This window comes from Paramylibacter ulvae (genome assembly GCF_014652655.1).
Classification (GTDB): Bacteria; Pseudomonadota; Alphaproteobacteria; order Rhodobacterales; family Rhodobacteraceae; genus Amylibacter; species Amylibacter ulvae.
Map to the genome: position 1 here is coordinate 352,903 of NZ_BMZF01000001.1, position 15,593 is coordinate 368,495.

General features: G+C 49.2%; 15 protein-coding genes. 3 read left to right on the forward strand and 12 right to left on the reverse strand.

From position 1 onward, the window contains the following. Positions 1 to 46: 46 nt before the first annotated feature. From rseP to pyrH, 6 genes are read right to left on the reverse strand one after another with little or no spacing between them, the layout of a single operon-like run. Entirely contained in the window at positions 47 to 1,393 is a 1,347-nt protein-coding gene (gene rseP / locus IE094_RS01755) for an RIP metalloprotease RseP (RefSeq protein ID WP_189638847.1), read from the reverse strand. Beyond that, positions 1,393 to 2,559 (reverse strand): 1-deoxy-D-xylulose-5-phosphate reductoisomerase, encoded by a 1,167-nt coding sequence (gene dxr / locus IE094_RS01760; protein ID WP_189638848.1) that lies wholly within the window; start codon positions 2,557 to 2,559, stop codon positions 1,393 to 1,395. The genes rseP and dxr overlap by 1 nt, the downstream gene beginning before the upstream one ends. Positions 2,560 to 2,562: 3 nt before the next feature. Then, entirely contained in the window at positions 2,563 to 3,339 is a 777-nt protein-coding gene (locus tag IE094_RS01765) for a phosphatidate cytidylyltransferase (RefSeq protein ID WP_189638849.1), read from the reverse strand. Then, the gene (uppS, locus tag IE094_RS01770; protein ID WP_189638850.1) at positions 3,336 to 4,052 is read right to left on the reverse strand and encodes a polyprenyl diphosphate synthase; all 717 of its coding nucleotides are present in this window, start codon (positions 4,050 to 4,052) and stop codon (positions 3,336 to 3,338) included. The genes IE094_RS01765 and uppS overlap by 4 nt, the downstream gene beginning before the upstream one ends. 27 nt (positions 4,053 to 4,079) lie before the next feature. Beyond that, positions 4,080 to 4,640, reverse strand: coding sequence for a ribosome recycling factor (gene frr / locus IE094_RS01775; RefSeq protein ID WP_189638851.1), 561 nt, complete (start codon positions 4,638 to 4,640; stop codon positions 4,080 to 4,082). Between the two features lie 23 nt (positions 4,641 to 4,663). After that, on the reverse strand, positions 4,664 to 5,401 hold the full coding sequence (pyrH, locus tag IE094_RS01780) for a UMP kinase (protein WP_189638852.1): 738 nt from the start codon (positions 5,399 to 5,401) through the stop codon (positions 4,664 to 4,666). Positions 5,402 to 5,529: 128 nt separating this feature from the next. Here pyrH and miaA point away from each other — a divergent pair, with 128 nt between their 5' ends. After that, positions 5,530 to 6,450: a tRNA (adenosine(37)-N6)-dimethylallyltransferase MiaA gene (gene miaA, locus IE094_RS01785; protein ID WP_189638853.1), complete on the forward strand. Its 921-nt coding sequence runs from the start codon at positions 5,530 to 5,532 to the stop codon at positions 6,448 to 6,450. Positions 6,451 to 6,463: 13 nt separating this feature from the next. On the opposite strand, the gene IE094_RS01790 is transcribed toward miaA, so the two are convergent. Next, a complete protein-coding gene (locus IE094_RS01790; RefSeq protein WP_189638854.1) occupies positions 6,464 to 8,014 on the reverse strand; it encodes a helicase HerA-like domain-containing protein in 1,551 nt (516 codons plus the stop codon). Positions 8,015 to 8,358: 344 nt separating this feature from the next. On the opposite strand from IE094_RS01790, the gene IE094_RS01795 reads away from it, so the two are divergent. After that, the gene (locus tag IE094_RS01795) at positions 8,359 to 9,051 is read left to right on the forward strand and encodes an invasion associated locus B family protein (protein ID WP_189638855.1); all 693 of its coding nucleotides are present in this window, start codon (positions 8,359 to 8,361) and stop codon (positions 9,049 to 9,051) included. Positions 9,052 to 9,096: 45 nt separating this feature from the next. Here IE094_RS01795 and IE094_RS01800 read toward each other — a convergent pair whose 3' ends face one another. The 4 genes from IE094_RS01800 to IE094_RS01815 form a co-directional block, all read right to left on the reverse strand. Further along, positions 9,097 to 10,305, reverse strand: coding sequence for a beta-ketoacyl-[acyl-carrier-protein] synthase family protein (locus tag IE094_RS01800; protein ID WP_189638856.1), 1,209 nt, complete (start codon positions 10,303 to 10,305; stop codon positions 9,097 to 9,099). A 1-nt stretch (position 10,306) separates the two neighbouring features. Then, entirely contained in the window at positions 10,307 to 10,567 is a 261-nt protein-coding gene (locus tag IE094_RS01805; protein WP_189638857.1) for an acyl carrier protein, read from the reverse strand. A gap of 35 nt (positions 10,568 to 10,602) precedes the next feature. Continuing rightward, complete coding sequence (lpxD, locus tag IE094_RS01810; protein ID WP_189638858.1) at positions 10,603 to 11,697, reverse strand: UDP-3-O-(3-hydroxymyristoyl)glucosamine N-acyltransferase; 1,095 nt, start codon at positions 11,695 to 11,697, stop codon at positions 10,603 to 10,605. A gap of 62 nt (positions 11,698 to 11,759) precedes the next feature. Beyond that, the gene (locus IE094_RS01815; protein ID WP_189638859.1) at positions 11,760 to 13,382 is read right to left on the reverse strand and encodes a L,D-transpeptidase family protein; all 1,623 of its coding nucleotides are present in this window, start codon (positions 13,380 to 13,382) and stop codon (positions 11,760 to 11,762) included. A gap of 327 nt (positions 13,383 to 13,709) precedes the next feature. Between IE094_RS01815 and mepK the strand changes: the two genes are divergently transcribed. Continuing rightward, positions 13,710 to 14,279 carry a peptidoglycan L,D-endopeptidase MepK gene (mepK, locus tag IE094_RS01820; RefSeq protein ID WP_189638860.1) on the forward strand — a complete coding sequence of 190 codons (570 nt, stop codon included), beginning with the start codon at positions 13,710 to 13,712 and terminating at the stop codon, positions 14,277 to 14,279. Between the two features lie 53 nt (positions 14,280 to 14,332). Here mepK and IE094_RS01825 read toward each other — a convergent pair whose 3' ends face one another. Further along, positions 14,333 to 15,589 carry a glutamate-5-semialdehyde dehydrogenase gene (locus IE094_RS01825; protein WP_189638861.1) on the reverse strand — a complete coding sequence of 419 codons (1,257 nt, stop codon included), beginning with the start codon at positions 15,587 to 15,589 and terminating at the stop codon, positions 14,333 to 14,335. Positions 15,590 to 15,593 lie beyond the last annotated feature (4 nt).

Below are 15,593 nucleotides of genomic sequence, written 5' to 3' on the forward strand. Positions count from 1 at the left end.
TATGGTAAACTACGACAATTCAGATCAAAGTTAAAGCCAGATTTTGCTATTGAAACCAGCGCACCAAATCATTGGATGTTGAATACAACATCAGCGTTAACAACAACGATAGGCTCACCACGGTTGCATATCGCACTACCCGTTCATTCATCGGCTTTCCAACCACACCTTGATACGCAAATTGCACCAAATGACCGCCATCCAAAACAGGCAATGGCATCAGGTTTAAAAAACCAATTGCCGTGGAGATGATACCGATCAATGCGATCAGGCTGATCCAACCAGATTTTGCAACGTCACTGGACATATGCGCGATTCCAACAGGGCCTTGCAGGTTTTTCGGGCTGATCGCGCCTTGGAACATCAATTTAATGCCGCGCACGGAACCAGAAATCACCGCCCATGTACGTGACACACCGTTGGATACTGCCGTTCCAAACCCAACGGGGATAATCGCGGGTTCAAATGCATTGCCCCCAGAAATGCCCAATAATATACGGGTTTCGATTTCGCCATCTGCGTTTTCATAAACCTGTTCGCGCGGACGGATTGGAAAGGTCAATTTTTCACCATCACGCAAAACCGTGATCGGAATTTCGCCCACGCCCACTGTTTTCACCACCTCGACCAATTGGCGAAATGAATTCACCTCTTTATTATCAAGCGAAACGATGAAATCACCCGCACGCATATCCGCACTTGATGCGGCTGATACAGGCATGATCGCTGCGGCGTATGCAGGTGCGGGAAACGGCCCCGTTACATCAATGCGATCATTGCCGCGTTCAACCGTGTAAATCGTGTTTTTGTTTGCTTCTGCTGTGGCCGCCCATTCGGCCATTTCAAGGAAGCTGTTCATTTCAACACCATCGACGGCAAGAATTTTATCACCCTCGCGGATTTCGTATTGCGTACCTTTGGGCGCGATCACCTTGCCCAAGGTCATATCATCGACGGCCTGTCCAGAATAAAGCCCAAGCCCCGTGAAAATCACAATCGACAGGATAAAGTTGAAAACTGGCCCCGCCATAACCGTCAGCGCACGTTTATAAAGTGGTGCAGTTGGGAAACTGCGGGCGGCCTCTTCTGGTGGTAAATTGGCAAGATTTTCCTTGCCTTGCGTGCTGGCCGCATCCAAATCACCGCGAAATTTCACATAACCGCCCAACGGAATCGCCGCCACCTGCCATTTGGTGCCGCGTTTATCGTAACGTGAATAGATCACCTTACCAAAACCGATGGAAAACACATCCGCGTCAATGCCACACCAACGCCCAACGATGTAATGACCATATTCATGGATCGACACAACCGTACCAAGCACGATCACCATCGCAACAACAACCAACAAACCGTTGCCAAATACAGGAATAGATTCAATCATTTCAAACATTAGGCAACATCCTTTGTTATGCTGTTTTGCACAAATTCGCGCGTCTTTTCATCGGCAAACTGAATATTCGCAAGCGTCATATCCTGTGACCATTCTGACAACATGTAATGATCCAACGCCCGTTCAACAAGCGCAGCCATATCCAGAAAACCAATTCTTTGTGCCAAAAATAAGTCCAATGCCTGTTCTTTTGCGGCATTAAACACCGCACCCGATAAACCGCCCATGTCAATCGCACGGCGCGCAAGTGCCACCGCAGGGAACCGTGTATCATCCAATTCGTTAAATTCCAATGAAACCAATTCCTTGGCCGTTAATCGCTGTTGATCCAATGGCGCACGATTTGGCCAGTTGAGCGCATAACCAATCGCACCCGCCATATTTGCGGGGCCCATCTGTGCAACCATATTGCCATCGTTAAACCCCACGATTGAATGGATGATGGATTGCGGGTGAATCAACACCTCTATCTGATCATTAGAAAGGTCAAATAGTTCTTTTGCTTCAATGACTTCCATCGCTTTGTTAAACATGGATGCACTGTCGATTGAAATGCGTTGTCCCATCGACCAATTCGGGTGCGCTGCCGCCTGTGATGCATTCACATCGCGCATTTGATCAAGCGTGAATTCCCGAAATGGCCCACCCGATGCGGTGATGATCACACGTTCAACAGTTTCTAATTCTTCGCCATTTAAACATTGCAAGATCGCAGAATGTTCACTGTCCACTGGCAACAAGTTCGTTTCGTATTTTGCGCAAGCGGCACGTAACAAAGGGCCGCCACAAACGAGGCTTTCTTTGTTGGCAAGTGCAAGCGTTTTGCAATGCTGTGCTGCGATCAGGCTTATTTCAAAACCTGCAAACCCGACGACGGCCGACATTACCCAATCAACATCAACACGCGCCGCATCCAGTATCGCATCCCTGCCCGACTGGATTACAATATCCATACCCGACAGCAATTTTTCCAATTGCGCGTGTTTGGTTTCATCTGCAATAACAACTGTATTGGGTTGAAACCGCCGCGTTTGTTCCGCCAGCAATTCAACATTGCCATTTCCCGTCAAAACCTGAATTTGAAAATCATCGGATTGTTGGGCAATCACATCAAGCGTCGTTTGCCCGATGGAACCCGTGGCACCAAAAATCGAAATGCTCCGCATGGGTTATCCCCAATTACCTGTGGCAAGCAAAACCAGACCCGTCAAAACCGCAGCCCCCATAAACCCGTCAAAGCGATCTAGCAATCCACCATGACCAGGGATCAGGTTTGAACTATCTTTAATTTCCGCGCGCCGCTTCATCCAAGATTCAGCCAAATCACCCGCCTGTGCTGCCATGGCAAGCACAACGCCGTAAAAAACGGTTTGTATGCCAAAACCAGCGAAACTGACAAACGCCACCCCAACGATTGCCGCCAACACCCAGCCGCCAATCGTTCCTGACCATGTTTTTTTGGGGCTGACTGCTGGCCAAAATTTCGGCCCGCCGATGATGCGCCCTGCAAAATACCCACCGATATCCGATGCGATCACACAGCCCGCCAAAAACAACAGATTTATCATCGATGTTTGGCGCAGCTGAACCAGTGCCGAACATGCGATAAGAATAAGAACCAGCGCAACACCCGTCGTTAGCCGCGATTTTGAAACCCCAAGAGACAACAGTGCCACCAACACCAACGCAGCAATCGCAAAAACAAAACTGGGCGCAATTACATTCAGACCAAGCGCGAATGCGAAAACAATTGCCCCCACAATGACATACATCGCAGATGCGCCGTGCATCCGTAACGTTTCCCATGCCATCAATCCACCGATCAAAACTGCCAGCGCCTGAAACCACATCCCGCCTTGGACAATCGCAAATGCACCAATCACGGTCATCACCACGGCGGATGCAAGGCGTGTTCCAAGATCAGAAAATTGTGCAGGATTGCTCATTTGGTGCCAACTGCGCCAAAACGGCGGTCGCGGTTGCGAAATTCATCCAAAGTTTGCGCCAATAGTTCAACCGAGAAATCAGGCCATGAAGATTCTTCAAAAACATATTCGGCATAAACCGATTGCCAAGGCAGAAAATTCGATGTGCGAAATTCGCCAGACGTGCGTAACACCAAATCTGGATCACAAATTTCGGCGGTATCCATTTGTTCTGAAATCAAATCTTCGGTGATGTCATGCGGTTCAATCTGTCCCGCGGCAACCATTCCGGCAACCTTTTGTGATGCACGCACGATTTCGTCGCGCCCACCGTAATTTATCGCAACGGTCATATGCAGGCGGGTATTTTCGGCGGTTTGCGCCTCTAGCCCTGTCATCAAATCTTGTAGTCGGCTATCAAGTTCGCCGCGCCGCCCGATAAAACGCACGCGCACGCCTTCGTCAAATAATCGTGCGGCCTCTGATCGGATATAGCGGCGAAAAAGCGCCATCAAACCGTTCACTTCTTTTTCTGAACGTTTCCAATTTTCGGTAGAAAAAGCAAAAAGTGTTAGGTGGCTTACGCCCAAATCTGGGCAGGCTTCGACAACTTCACGAACACGTTCAACACCACGCTTATGTCCCTTCAATCGTTCGAATCCCCGTGAAGCCGCCCAACGACCGTTGCCATCCATGATGATGGCCAAATGCAAGTTTTCGGATACTTCGGACATGTCTACGTGTTACAAATTCACAGGGTTCTAAACCTGCATAATTTCCTGTTGTTTATGTTCGATTGCTTCATCAACCTTTTTGATCGCTGCATCTGTCAGCGTTTGAATTTCATCAGACCAGAATTTTTGGTCATCCTCGCTCATACCTTCAGACTTACCCTTTTTAACTTGGTCCATGCCATCTTTGCGCACATTACGCACTGCGACCTTGGCGTTTTCGCCGTATTGACCGGCAACTTTGGCCAGTTCGGCGCGGCGTTCTTCGTTTAATTCTGGAATTGGCAGGCGCAAAACCATGCCGTCAACCACGGGATTAATACCGATGCCTGAATTGCGGATTGCTTTTTCGACCGCACCAACCAAGCCCTTATCCCAAACAGTGACCGTAATCATGCGCGGTTCTGGAACATTGACCGTGCCACATTGATTGAGCGGCATATTTGAACCATAGGCATCAACCAACACTGGATCCAAGATCGATGCCGATGCGCGCCCTGTTCGCAAGCTTGCAAATTCATGCTTCAACGAAGCCATCGCGCCATCCATGCGGCGTTCCAAATCGGCGGTGTCAATTTCAATATCAGCCATCTTCAAATTCCTTGTTCGATATTCTAACCGTTTTCTACGACGGTATATGTGCCCTCGCCGCGCAGAATGCCAGTCATACCACCCTTTTGCTCTAACGAGAACACCACAATAGGCAGATTATTGTCACGCGCCAATGCAATTGCGGACGCATCCATCACCTTTAGGTTCTTTTGCAACACTTCGTCGTAAGTGACGCGATCGTAACGCACAGCATCAGGGTTGGTTTTTGGGTCTTTGTCGTAAATGCCATCCACCTGTGTGCCCTTGAAAATACCTTCGCAAGACATTTCGGTCGCACGCAATGTGGCAGCGGTGTCGGTGGTAAAGTACGGATTGCCCGTACCAGCGGCGAAAATACAGATCCGTTTCTTTTCCAAATGGCGCACGGCGCGGCGGCGGATGTATGGTTCACAAACCTGATCCATTGGGATGGCGGATATTACGCGAGTATGAACACCCAACGCTTCCAATGCGCCCTGCATGGCCAGCGCATTCATTACCGTGGCCAACATACCCATATAATCGGCGGTGGTGCGCTCCATGCCCTGTGCGGAACCTGACAGACCACGGAAAATATTGCCGCCACCAATCACAACGCAAAGCTCGATTCCCTCGTCATGGACGGATTTTAATTCTTTGGCGATACGTTCAACGGTGGGTGGGTGCAGACCAAATGCTTGGTCGCCCATCAAGGCCTCTCCGGAGATTTTAAGCAGAACGCGTTTAAATTTTGGCGATGAATCGCCCGTTTCATTCGACATCTGCGTCTCCTATCTTATCTTTGCGCAAAATGTCTGAAATTGCTGTTTCTTGCAATGGCAAATGTGATGGAAATTGAATAGACAGTGATCTTCGGCACCTTCTTGCCCGCTTGCCAAGGAAACTAATAATGTTATCGCGTGTATTGCAAAACGATTTACCCGTGTTGATCGCGGGTCCAACAGCCAGCGGAAAATCCGCGCTTGGCATTGAAATTGCGCAGAAGTTTCGCGGATGCATCATTAATGCCGATGCGTTGCAAGTGTATTCGGATTGGCAAATCCTGACCGCGCGCCCGATGGGTGATGAATTGGACGCCTGCCCCCATTTTATGTATGGCCATGTCGGTTTGGCACAAGACTATTCCGTGGGGCATTGGCTGCGCGAAGTTAGCGCACAGATTGATGCGGTGAAATCAAATGGGCTGCGTCCGATAATTTTGGGCGGCACGGGGCTATATTTTATGGCGCTGACCATGGGTTTGACCAATATTCCCGACATCCCCGCAGAAATTCGCGCAGAGGCAAACGCATTGGGCGCGGACAAGGGATTGGATGTTTTTGCCCGCGAATTACGTAAACTAGACCCCGCAACGCATTCAAAAATAGACACATTAAACCCCGCGCGCACCCAACGCGCCTGGGAAGTGTTGCGTGCAACGGGCAAAGGTTTGGCACAATGGCAGGATGAAACACCACCCCCGTTGTTGCCCCTTGACCAAACTGTTGCGCTTAATCTTGTCAGCAACAAGGATTGGTTAAATGCGCGTATTGATCAACGGTTCGATATGATGGTGGATATGGGTGCATTGGATGAATGCCGTGCGGTGATGAATAATGGTTGGGATGAAGCGTTGCCATCATGCCAAGCGATTGGAGCTAAAGAGTTGATCGCGCATATCAATGGCGACATGGAATTGGTTACCGCAATAGATTTGGCCAAAACCCAAACCCGCCAATATGCCAAACGCCAGCGGACGTGGTTTCGATCAAAGATGAAAGATTGGCAACAAGTTCAACGGGTTAATGATGAATGGGCAATCACTGGATAACCCATTCGCTTTGTTATTTACCTTTGAACAACCCACCCAAAATACCACGGATCATTTTTTGCCCAGATTGCGTGCCCAACTGTTTGATCATGGTTTTTGCCAATGTTGTTCCCAAACTGTCGGATCGTGATGAACGGGTGGATCGCGTGGATTTCTTGGTCGTGTAACCGTCGAATTTACGTGCGAGCTTCAGCTCTTTTTCTTTGGCTTCCAAGCGTTCTTCTTCGGCCTCTGCTTTGGCGGCAGCCTCTGCGGCCTCTGCGGAACGTTTGGATAGGATTTCAAACGCAGATTCACGATCCAATGCGGCCTCGTACAGTCCCGCAACTGGTGATTGCGCGATTACGGCGGCGCGTTCTGCATCGCTAATCGGGCCAAGTTGCGAACTTGGAGGGCGGATCAATGTGCGTTGCACCACCGATGGCATCCCCTTTTTTTCAAGGGTTGAAACCAGTGCTTCGCCAACGCCCACCTCTTTAATCGCATCGGCGGTATCAAAATCGGGGTTGGTGCGGAATGTATCAGCCGCCATACGCAATGCCTTTTGATCCTTGGGCGTGAACGCTCGCAGCGCGTGTTGCACACGGTTACCAAGCTGCCCCAAAATATCCTCTGGAATATCGGCTGGGTTTTGCGACACAAAATAAACACCGACACCTTTGGATCGGATCAATCGCGCAACCTGTTCCACCTTGTTCAACAACGCCTTTGGCGCATCGTCAAACAACAAATGTGCCTCGTCAAAGAAGAACACCAATTTGGGTTTATCTGGATCGCCAACCTCTGGCAGAGTTTCGAACAATTCGGACAGCATCCAGAGCAAGAATGTCGCATAGAGCCGTGGCGATTGCATCAATTTATCCGCCGCCAGAATATTAATGCGCCCCTGACCACCCGGTGTAGTTTGCATCAAATCCTCTAGGTTTAACGCAGGTTCGCCAAAAAACTGTGTCGCGCCTTGGTTTTCCAAAACCAACAGGCGGCGTTGAATGGCACCAATGGATGCAGTGGAAACCGAACCGTATCGCAGCGCAATTTCCCCTGAATTTTCGCCCAGCCATACTAACATAGATTGCAAATCTTTTAGATCCAGCAACAACATGTCCTGTTCATCCGCCACACGAAACGCGATGTTCATCACACCCTCTTGCGCTTCGCTCAATTCCATCAGGCGTGACAACAACAACGGACCCATTTCCGAAACAGTTGTGCGCACAGGATGCCCCTGTTCGCCAAACATATCCCAAAATGTCACGGGGAAATCGTTGTAATCGTAATCGTCGAATTTGATCGTCGCGGCGCGTTCCATGAACGGTTTATGCAATTTTGCCTCTGGCGATCCTGCCTTGGCCAGACCAGACAAATCACCCTTAACATCGGATAGAAACACCGGCACGCCTTGGCTGGAAAAGCTTTCTGCCAGAATTTGCAAGGTCACGGTTTTACCCGTACCCGTCGCACCCGCGATCATCCCATGACGATTAGCGTATTTCAAAATCAGGTTTTGCGGTTCGCCATATTCAGCGCCACCGCCACCAATAAAAATGCGATCAGATTGCGACATATTCATCCCCTTGTGTTCGTAACGTGAACATAGGCATCTTGATCGCCCAACGCTAGGTTTCAATCACAAAAAACGTATATTTTCGGGCGGTTTACCGTAAGATTTGTTGACGAAATCGATTTATGAGCGTATGTGTGGGGCAATGTTCGGCCAGTCCGACAGGGGAGAAAGCTTTAAAAGCTAGAAAAGGTGCGTCATTGGGCGCATCTTTTTTCTTTTGGGGATAAATTCAGCATAAAATTGCCCGTTTCGTCATCAATTGTACCTGATGGAAATTTTACCTGACAAGCAGCGCAAATAACGCTAAAAACCAGCGAAATTAAAACGAGCAGCGAGAATTACAAATGAAACTGACTGTATGTTCAATCACATTGGCACTGGGCATGACCGTTTCGTCCATTGCCATGGCGCAATCGAACGATGCCGAAACGCCCACAACAGAAACACCTGCCGCAGAGACACCTGCAACAGAGGCACCTGCAACACCGGCAGAAAGCTCTCCAGAAGCGGGTGCTGAAGCAGAAGCAGCGCCAGCACAAGACGAAACGTTTCCAGTTGCAAGTGACGAAGCACCAACGGACGGTGAACCACAAGTTGGCCAAGAATTCGTGCGCGAAACCCATGGCGATTGGCAAGTGCGCTGCATTAAAGGTGATGAAACCGACGCGTGTAGCCTTTATCAACTGCTTAACGACAGCGACGGCAATAGCGTTGCGGAATTCAACGTTGTTGCATTACCAAAAGGCAGCCAAGCCGTTGCAGGTGTTACATTCATTACACCGCTTGGCACGTTGTTGCCATCAGGAGCAAAAATGCGCATCGATTCTGGCAAAGTTCGTAGCTATGAATTTAGCTGGTGTGAAAAATCAGGCTGTATTTCACGCTTTGGCCTGCCAAACAGCGAAATGAATGCATTGAAAAAAGGTGCGAATGCGGTGATGACAATCACATCTGTTGGCGCACCCGACAAACCAATTCCATTGGCTGTGTCATTGTCAGGCATTACCGCAGCGTGGGATGCAATCGCACCCAAATAAATCATCGAAATTCTGATGTGTAAGCCCGCGCAATTTGTGCGGGCTTTATATTTTGCGCAGCGCTATTACCGCGTTTAAACCACCAAATGCGAATGCGTTGCTAATGGCGACATCAACGGATGTTTGCCGTGCTTCGTTGGGCACAAAATCCAAATCACATTCTGGATCACTGTCGCGCAGATTAATCGTGGGTGCGATAACGCCATCCTTGATCGCGGCAATACAGGCCAGCATTTCAACCGCCCCCGTGCCACCGATCAAATGCCCATGCATGGATTTCGTCGATGACACCATCACGTTATATGCGTGGTCGCCCAAGGCATCCTTGATCGCGGCACATTCGGTTTTGTCATTCGCCGCCGTACCCGTGCCATGAGCATTGATGTAACCAACATCAGTTGGGTTTAACCCAGCACTGTTCAATGCGCCTTGGATTGCGCGCCGTGCGCCGCCCACGCTTGGCATGACGATATCGCTGGCGTCCGAGCTCATGGCGAAACCTGCAACTTCTGCCAAAATTTCTGCACCGCGCACACGGGCATGTTCATATTCTTCGAACACAAAAACGGCAGCGCCCTCGCCCTGCACCATGCCATCGCGGCTGGCGCAGAACGGGCGGCAACCTGTGTTGGACATCACGCGAAGCCCTTCCCATGCCTTGATCCCACCAAAGCATAACATGCTTTCGCTACCACCAGTTATCATCGCCTTGGCAGCGCCCGATTGTACCATTTGAAACGCCTGCCCCATGGCATGGTTTGATGATGCACAGGCTGTCGAAACCGTAAAACACGGCCCCTTTAATCCATGGGTCATAGATACATGTGAAACGGCGGAATTATTCATCAAACGGGGCACGACAAATGGATGCACACGGTTTTTGCCATCCTCATAAACGGAACGATAATTTTCATCCTGTGTTTGCAGACCACCGCCAGCTGTGCCCAAAATCACACCCGAAAATTCGGCCAATTCGCCATCAAAAACCAATCCAGATTGTGAAATGGCTTGTTCTGCGGCGATCAACGCGAATTGTGTAAATGGGTCATAGAAATTAAGCTGTTGGCGGCTGAACCGTTCGCTGGCATCAAAGTTTTTGATCTGCCCGCCAATTTTAATCGACAGACGATCCGCATTTGGAAATTCCAATTCACCAATGCCGCATTTACCATTCGCCATCGCATCAATTGTTTGCGCGACATTGTTGCCCAAGGCATTGATCGTTCCTTGCCCCGTAATGACAACCCGTTTCATATCAAGCTGATTTCGCGGCGATCAAGCCTTCGACTGCGGTGACAATTGATTGCACGGATGACACGTCAAAATCAGATGCGCTTGGATCATTTGCATTAAATGGTACGGATACGTCAAAGTTTTCTTCGATGGCGAAGACGGTTTCAACTAATCCCATGGAATCAAGTCCCAATTCTTCGATCCCCATTTCAAGTGAAACATCACTTGGCTCGAGCACCGCTTGTTCAGCGATGATTTCGACAATCTTGTCTTGAACAGACATCTTTTCAGATCCCTTTGCAGTTAGTCGTCTGCCTATTACTTTGTTTCCAGTATTTTTGAAACAGATTTTTGCAGCTCTGCGACCTTTGCAGCCAATCGCGGTAAACGGCGCAGCGCGGTGTAGGATTTAATATTCAAATCCATTTTCATCGCAGGGTTACCCATCATCACACGCCCCGCGGGAACATTGGATGAAATTCCTGATTTCCCCGCCGCAATGACATCGGAACCGATATTGATATGATCGGCCACGCCAACCTGTCCGCCCAACACGACGCGATCGCCAATCACGCTGCTGCCTGCGATGCCAACTTGGCCACAAATCAAACAGGTTTGCCCGACAACCACGTTATGGCCAATATGCACAAGATTATCCAATTTCGTGCCATTACCGATGGTTGTATTTGCAATCGTGCCGCGATCAATCGTGCAATTTGCACCCATTTCCACGTCATCCCCGATATGCACAGCACCCAACGAATTGATCCGCGAAAAACCATCCGTGCGGGTGTGTTCGCTGATTTGACCCGTTTTTTTCGCCTCTTCCACCGCACCTGGTTGTGGGGTGACATACGAAAACCCATCCGCACCGACAACGGTGTTGGATTGGGAAATAAAGCCGTTGCCAATTTTGACCCGCGCACCGATGCGCACGCCGGAATATAACAACGCGTTATCACCGATCATGGCATCCTCGCCGATGGTACAATGCCCCACCATGCGCAAATTATCCCCGATTACCGCACGCGCACCAACCACGCAAAATGGGCCAATGGCGGCATTTGCACCGATCTTGGCCGTTGGATCAACAATCGCGCTTGGGTGGATGCCCGTGGATATCTCGGGCTTGTGCTCAAAAATATAGGATATGCCCGATAATACATATCGCGAACGCGGTGCAATGATCGCGGCAGACAGCCCCATATCACGCCAATCCGCATCCGGCCAAATGATCGCCGCACTTGCTGATCCTTGGCGTAGTGCGGATTCATAGGTTGGCTCCATCGCCAACGCGAGCTGGCCCGAAACTGCCTTCGCTGGCTCTTGTACTGCGCTGATTTTAATATCTAAATCACCAACAGCATCGGCGCCCAATGCCGCTGCAATTTCACCAACTGTCAATTCAGGCATAGCCGACCTTTCACAAAAAAGGGCGCCACAATCGGCGCCCCGTTTATCACCGTAAGTGGTGTTTAGCTTTCTACGGCGGTCAACGCCACCCCTGCACGGGTCAAGGCGTTGAAAACCTTCTTGTCGCGGCCATAAATGTCGCTGCGATAAATTGGTTTTGATCCACCGTCAAAATAAACCGTACGATATGTGATATACACTGGCACTGGTGTTTTCAAATTCACAAAGCGTTCCTTTTTGGCATTCAACCAATTTGCAAAAGATGCCTTTGGGTTTGCCTCTTGGCGTTCCAGCAATTTGTAAGCAAAATCAAACGGTTGGTGCACACGGATACAACCGTGGCTGAACGCGCGGGTTTCCTTGTTAAACAACGATTTTGATGGCGTGTCGTGCAAATAAATATTGTATTTATTTGGGAACATAAATTTCACCAAGCCAAGCGCGTTGCGCGGATCAGGTTTTTGTTTGATGTAATATGGGAATTTGCCGTAGTTATCTTTGTTATACTTGGACAATTCAGCCACGCTTGGGCGCACGGCCTTACCGCTTCCGTTCACCATATACATGTTACGCTTAGCCAAGAAATTTGGGTCGCGTTTGATGATTGGAACATATTCTTTTACCGCGATGGATTTTGGTACGTTCCATGTGGGATTCACCACCATATGGGTCATTGAATCGTAAAATTCTGGTGTGCGGAAATCGTTTTTGGTTTGGCCAATCACAGTGCGCGATTTAAACGAAACCTTGCCTTTATCAACCAGCGATACGGAATAATCTGGCAAGTTCACCATGACATGGCGGTCACCACGTGGAAAATTCAACCAGCGTTGGCGTTCTAGGTTTACCAGAACCTTGACCATCTGGGCCTTTGGCCCAAAATTCATCGAACGGATAGTTGATGGGCCAACGATACCGTCCGCTCCCAACCCGCGATCCGTTTGGAATTTCTTCACAACCGCGACAAGTTTCGTATCATAGGTTGGTGAATTGCCAAGTTTTCCATAACCAAGCGCACCCAGTTTTTGGCGCATGATCACAACATTTTTGCTGCTGATGCCCGGTTTGATGGTGGCCATTGGCACATCCACAGCCGAAGCACCGCGCATTGATTTTGACAGGCGCTCACGCTCTTTCAGCAATGCTGTGTATTCTGGATTGCTGGGTGCGAGTTTTGCCAAATAACCTTTCGGTGAACTTTTCGCAAAATTTGTAAGCAAGCCGTAAGCCGCATATTTTTTCGGTTGCACCGCGATTTCACGATCAACGGCGCTTGGTTGTAACACACCAGATGAAATGTCGCGCGCGTATTGAACAAATGTTTTGCTCGCAAGGATTTCGGCATTTCCACGATCCTCTGCAGAACGCGCGGATTTCAACGCTTTCATCAAACCAGATGGGTTGTAGCGTGAAACGGGCAAACCGTGATCACTGGCGTCGCGCAAAACTTTGATAAAGGCATTGCGTCGTGAAGAATTTTGGTTTCCAACCCAGATCGGTTTAAACCGACGTTCTTGGTAGAATTTCACAATATCAGCATCAGCCGCTTTTAATCGCGCCGCACTGTTTTGAATGCCAGGATAAAGCAATGATTGTGCCTGCACCGGTGCGTTCAATGTTGCGCTTGCTGAAATTGCAAATAGCGCAAAACTCGCCACCTTGAGCGGCTTTAATATCTTAATCATATGCTTCAGTCCCCGTAACCATGGTTTTATACAAGTAATATAATCCCTTTATCACCAATTGTTAGGCTCCTGCCAATCAAATTTTCGGCAAGTTTTCGCCCATTAAGTTCGAATTTACAAATTACAACTAGAACAAAAAGTGATCAAAGTTACAAATTCGCATGATTGTCGCTAACCCCCTGCTATCTAAGCAAAAATTCGCTGAAAAATAAAGTTTACCTTGGAATTCGAATCGGCCTGTGTAATAAAAACATATCCGATTTCCACGGGGGGCAATCGGTAAAGGCTCAAAATAGGGCTGTCAAAAAAGAGGACAGGTTACACAAAATGGAATCGCAAGATAATTCAAATTTGTCTCGGCGTGGCTTGCTAGGGGCATTCGCAGGAATTGCTATGGTGTCGGCGGCACCAGTTTATTCAAAATCTTTTGGTTACGTTAAAGGCGCTGGCAATATTCGCCGCGTACGATTGCGCTCGGCACGTACAGGTGAATCTGTTGATACGATTTACTGGATTGACGGCCAATACATCAAACCCGCAATGAAAGAGATCAATTATTTCATGCGTGATTGGCGTGAAAACTCTGTTGCGAAAATGGATCCAAATTTGATCGATGTCATTGCCGCAACGCATTTCCGTCTTGATACGGATGAACCATTCACTTTGCTATCTGGTTATCGCACCAGCCGTACCAATAACATGTTACGTTCGCGTGGTTCTGGCGTAGCCAAGAAAAGCTATCACCTGAAAGCACAGGCATCTGATGTGCGTTTAAAATCCCGTTCAGTCAGCAATATCGCGCGTGCGGCTGTTGCCGGTCGTGGTGGTGGCGTTGGTAAATATCACCGCTCTGGTTTTGTGCATGTGGATTGTGGTCCAATTCGCACTTGGGGCTAACAACCTAATCACTAAAAAAACTAACCCGCCAATTTGACGGGTTTTTTTATGCGTTATGCTCGGATTGTACCATCACCTTCGACCAAGTATTTGAAACTGGTCAATTGTTCTGCCCCAACGGGACCGCGTGCATGCATTTTCCCCGTTGCGATACCAATTTCGCCCCCCATGCCAAATTCGCCGCCATCCGCAAACTGTGTCGATGCGTTGCGCATCAAAATCGCGCTATCAACCCGTTGAAAAAACACATTCGCGGTTTCGTCGTTTTCCGTCATGATACAATCTGTATGGTTTGATGAATATTGGCGCAGATGGGCAATTGCGCCCCCGACCCCGTCCACGATACGTGCGGCGATAATCATATCCAGATATTCACGCCCCCAATCGTCGTTGTTCGCCGCAATCACACCATCAATGGATTGCAGCGTCTCATCACCGCGCACCTCTACACCCGCCGCGATAAGGTCGGATATAAATGGCGCACCGTGGGTTTCATAAAATTCACGATCAATCAGCAGACATTCCGCCGAACCACAAATGCCAGTACGCCGGGTTTTTGCGTTCATGATAACCTTGCGGGTTTTTTCCAGATCTGCATCCACATCAACATAAATGTGGCAAATACCTTCGAGATGAGCAAACACAGGCACACGTGCCTCTGATTGTACACGCCCAACCAAACCTTTGCCACCGCGTGGTACAATCACATCAATCGTATCGGTCATGGTTAACATTTCACCCACCGCCGCACGATCACGTGTGGGAACCAACTGAATGGAATCCGCAGGCAGCCCAGCCTTGACCAAGCCATCAACCAAACATTGATGGATGGCGCCAGATGAATGAAAACTCTCTGAACCACCACGTAAAATCACGGCATTCCCCGCCTTTAGGCAGAGCGCACCCGCATCCGCGGTAACATTTGGACGACTTTCGTATATCACGCCAATAACGCCCAGCGGTGTGCGCACACGCTTGATATTCAGCCCCGTTGGACGATCCCAAGATTGCAATATCGCACCAACAGGATCTGGTTGTCCTGCAACTTCGCGAAGCGCGCCAACAATGCCCTCGATCCGTGCCTCGTCCAACATAAGGCGATCCAACATCGCATCGGACAAACCTTTGTCGCGACCAAATTCCATGTCTTTTGCATTCGCGGCAATAATATCGGCGCGGTTTTTCCACACTGCTTCGGCGGCAAAATTCAATGCATCGGTTTTGCTGTCAGGGTTGGCATAGGCCAATTCTGCGCTGGCTGCTTTTGCTTTTTGGCCAATTTCAGCCATCATTTTTTTAATGTCCATCATGCCC

Coding starts and splice junctions, on each gene's coding strand:
- IE094_RS01790 (WP_189638854.1), bottom strand. CDS start 8,014: ATGTCGCAATCTGATCGCATTTTTATTGGTGGCGGTGGCGCTGAATAT.
- frr (WP_189638851.1), bottom strand. CDS start 4,640: ATGGCTGATATTGAAATTGACACCGCCGATTTGGAACGCCGCATGGAT.
- IE094_RS01795 (WP_189638855.1), top strand. CDS start 8,359: ATGAAACTGACTGTATGTTCAATCACATTGGCACTGGGCATGACCGTT.
- IE094_RS01800 (WP_189638856.1), bottom strand. CDS start 10,305: ATGAAACGGGTTGTCATTACGGGGCAAGGAACGATCAATGCCTTGGGC.
- dxr (WP_189638848.1), bottom strand. CDS start 2,559: ATGCGGAGCATTTCGATTTTTGGTGCCACGGGTTCCATCGGGCAAACG.
- rseP (WP_189638847.1), bottom strand. CDS start 1,393: ATGTTTGAAATGATTGAATCTATTCCTGTATTTGGCAACGGTTTGTTG.
- IE094_RS01765 (WP_189638849.1), bottom strand. CDS start 3,339: ATGAGCAATCCTGCACAATTTTCTGATCTTGGAACACGCCTTGCATCC.
- IE094_RS01815 (WP_189638859.1), bottom strand. CDS start 13,382: ATGATTAAGATATTAAAGCCGCTCAAGGTGGCGAGTTTTGCGCTATTT.
- mepK (WP_189638860.1), top strand. CDS start 13,710: ATGGAATCGCAAGATAATTCAAATTTGTCTCGGCGTGGCTTGCTAGGG.
- IE094_RS01825 (WP_189638861.1), bottom strand. CDS start 15,589: ATGATGGACATTAAAAAAATGATGGCTGAAATTGGCCAAAAAGCAAAA.
- miaA (WP_189638853.1), top strand. CDS start 5,530: ATGTTATCGCGTGTATTGCAAAACGATTTACCCGTGTTGATCGCGGGT.
- uppS (WP_189638850.1), bottom strand. CDS start 4,052: ATGTCCGAAGTATCCGAAAACTTGCATTTGGCCATCATCATGGATGGC.
- lpxD (WP_189638858.1), bottom strand. CDS start 11,697: ATGCCTGAATTGACAGTTGGTGAAATTGCAGCGGCATTGGGCGCCGAT.
- pyrH (WP_189638852.1), bottom strand. CDS start 5,401: ATGTCGAATGAAACGGGCGATTCATCGCCAAAATTTAAACGCGTTCTG.
- IE094_RS01805 (WP_189638857.1), bottom strand. CDS start 10,567: ATGTCTGTTCAAGACAAGATTGTCGAAATCATCGCTGAACAAGCGGTG.